General features: G+C 35.3%; 3 protein-coding genes. All 3 read left to right on the plus strand.

Annotated elements, in window-relative coordinates; translation table 11 throughout:
* Positions 1 to 462 precede the first annotated feature (462 nt).
* From PQO00_RS20175 to PQO00_RS20185, 3 genes are read left to right on the plus strand one after another with little or no spacing between them, the layout of a single operon-like run.
* Positions 463 to 777: a helix-turn-helix domain-containing protein gene (locus PQO00_RS20175; RefSeq protein ID WP_274186661.1), complete on the plus strand. Its 315-nt coding sequence runs from the start codon at positions 463 to 465 to the stop codon at positions 775 to 777.
* Positions 774 to 1,823, plus strand: coding sequence for a DNA cytosine methyltransferase (locus tag PQO00_RS20180; protein WP_274186662.1), 1,050 nt, complete (start codon positions 774 to 776; stop codon positions 1,821 to 1,823). The genes PQO00_RS20175 and PQO00_RS20180 overlap by 4 nt, the downstream gene beginning before the upstream one ends.
* A gap of 3 nt (positions 1,824 to 1,826) precedes the next feature.
* Entirely contained in the window at positions 1,827 to 2,786 is a 960-nt protein-coding gene (locus PQO00_RS20185; protein ID WP_274186663.1) for a HaeIII family restriction endonuclease, read from the plus strand.
* The last annotated feature ends 455 nt before the right edge of the window (positions 2,787 to 3,241 follow it).

The following is a 3,241-nucleotide window of genomic DNA, read 5'->3' on the forward strand; positions in this document are numbered from 1 at the left end:
CCGTTTCAAGGAGCGTTTTACTTTTTTTTGATACATATTTTTTTACTTTTTTATTTAGTATCTAAATTTAAGCTATTTTTATAAGCGTTGGAAAGCTTCCGAGGTAACGAGGATTAGTTCAACAATGGCTATAATTAATACGGGGGTTGGTCTTTAATCCAAAGTTTAGTGTATTTTTATAAGGTCCGCCAAATCTTTTTGATTAGGCTTTATAAAGAAAAAGATAAAACAAAATAAAAAGTTTTGGCTAAGTGCTTAATCGAAAGTTCACTACTTTTAATTCCCGTACTAATTATAGCCGAGACGTTGTGTTTCATATTGACCAGCCGCACATTTTAGCACTTTCGGTTTTTCCCAACACACAAATCCAACGCTAAAAAACCAAAAGAGCTAAAATTTCCCAACGCTCGAATTGAATATTCTAAATAAATTTTATAAATTTGTCAAAAAATGACAAGTCTTATGAAAACCACATTTGGAGAATACATCCGACTTTTACGAAACGAAAACGAACTAACTCTAACTCAACTTGCTGCTAAATTGAATTTGGACTCTGCAAACTTGAGCAAAATTGAGAACGGAAAACGAGATTTTGACGAAAAGCGATTACCAAAACTTGCTAAAATCTTCAAACTCGACCTCACTGAATTAAGGAATGAATATGTTACCGACCAAATCGGGAAACAGATTTACGAAACAAACTGCACCAAACAACTATTACAAGTTGCGGAGGAAAAAGCAGAATATAGAAGAACATTAAAAGAAAAAGTAATATGAAAATAGTATCATTTTTTGCGGGAGCAGGCGGACTTGATTTAGGATTCCAAAAGGCAGGTTTTGATGTTATTTGGGCTAATGAATATGATAAAGATATTTGGGAGACTTACGAAAAAAACCATCCTCATACAGTTTTAGATAAAAGGAGTATAGTAGATATTCCTGCTGACGAAGTTCCAGAGTGTGACGGAATAATTGGCGGACCACCTTGTCAAAGTTGGAGCGAAGCGGGTTCTTTGCGTGGAATAAACGACAAACGAGGACAACTCTTTTTTGATTTTATACGAATATTAGAAGCAAAACAACCAAAATTCTTTCTTGCTGAAAATGTGAGCGGAATGCTATTAGGAAGACATAGCGAAGCTTTAAAAAATATAAAGGAAATGTTTCAGAATGCAGGTGTTGGTTATGAATTGTCATTCCAGATGCTTAACGCTTCAGATTTTGATGTTCCCCAGGATAGAAAAAGAGTGTTTTTTGTTGGCATTCGCAAAGACTTAAATTTTAAGTTTCAATTTCCAAAACCCGCAAAAGAAAAAATTACGCTTGAACAAGCGATTTCAGATTTAAAAAACAGTGTTGTTCCAGCTAAAGAAGGAAACAAAACAAATAAAGAAAACTGTAAAATACCAAACCACGAATATATGATTGGTGGGTTTTCGTCAATGTTTATGTCTAGAAATAGAGTTAGGTCTTGGGACGAGCAATCATTTACAATTCAAGCAGGTGGAAGACACGCACCTATTCATCCGCAAGCACCTAAAATGAAATTTATTGAACAGAATGTTCGTGAGTTTGTAAAGGGCAAGGAAGATTTATATAGAAGATTGAGTGTGCGTGAATGTGCAAGAATACAAACCTTCCCTGATAGTTTTATTTTTCATTTCACTCACATAGCAGCAGGTTACAAAATGATTGGAAATGCTGTTCCAGTTAACCTCGCAAAACATATGGCTATGAGCATAAAAGCTCAAATTGAAAATGCAGAAAAACAAGCCACTAAAACCAGAAAGAAACAATTGGAATTAGAAAACACATTATCATAAAGTATGGCAACTCAAACAGTAAACGGAAAAGCGTTTGAATATGCTTTGCTTTTAGAATTTTACGAACGCTTAAACAAGATTACGAGCGTTTCTATTAAAGAAAATGAACCTTATCACAGCGCAAAAGGATGCTTCGATAGTTTCGTTGAGAATGAACAAGACACTTTTAGAATTACGGCAAGTGCGGCTATAAATTTCTTAATTGACATTGAGCCAAGATTGTCAAATGGCATCAGTAAAGAAGATGTTTTGGTGCTTGAAATCGTAAGTGACCAAGCAGGACAAACAGGAGATGTTCGTGATGTTCTCATTATTCGTTCTTTGCAAAAATGGGAAATTGGAATTTCCGCAAAAAACAATCATAGAGCTGTAAAGCATTCAAGGTTATCGTTAAACATTGATTTTGGAGAGAAATGGTTAGGAGTTCCTTGCTCACAAAACTATTTTGATGAAATAAAACCAATTTTTGATATGTTAGCAAATCTTAAAGCTTCTGACAAATCAACAAAATGGACTTCGATTGAAAATATGCATCAAGTCGTTTACATCCCAATTTTAAACGCTTTTAGAAAAGAACTCTTAAGGCTTGATAAAGAAAATTCAAGTATTGTTGCAGAGAACCTCGTGCAGTATCTTATTGGAAACGAAGATTTTTACAAAGTAATCAAGGGAAATAAAAAAGTAGAAATTCAAGCCTACAATTTAAGCGGTACATTGAATTTACCTTTTGAAAGCATTAAACCAAAAGCTAGAATCCCTAAATTAAAATTACCATCAAGACTAATCGAAATCGTTTACCAAGATAATTCGACAACGACATTATTGGTTTCATTAAATGAAGGTTGGCAAATCTCGTTCAGAATTCATAATGCAAGTTCGAGAGTAGAACCGTCCTTGAAATTTGATATTAATCTTGTGAGTGCGCCTCATACGTTATTTACAAATCATATTTTCATAGCCTAATGCCAACGCAAAAAGCCATACACATTTGCAATTCGCACCAGCCGAACTCAAGCCAAAAATTGCAAAAGAGTATGGCTTTGCCAACGCTGACAGATGAATGAAAAAAAGCACGAAAACACAACAATATATATAAAAAATAGGCGAGACAGTAGTGTAATCAAGGCTTTTAGCTCGTATAAAACTTTGTGCTTAACCGAAAGTTTAGTGCTTCGTAATCGCCTACTTTTCATATGTGTGCCGAGAGTAACGAACGGCTGAAATTCGTTACGCAACTGTTTATAAGATGGTGGAACCGACCCACCGGTGCTGTTCTACAGGGAAGAGTGTCAACCCCCATAAGGTGCTTTGGTAAAGAGTCAAGGTATTGAGCGTTATGGAAACGGCCGCGCCATGAGCGTGGTCAGGTATGAATAAAGGAGATGAATGCAAATGAACCTCTGATGAAGTGTCGAGAA

The organism is Flavivirga sp. 57AJ16 (assembly GCF_028736925.1).
In the GTDB taxonomy this organism is placed as follows: domain Bacteria; phylum Bacteroidota; class Bacteroidia; order Flavobacteriales; family Flavobacteriaceae; genus Flavivirga.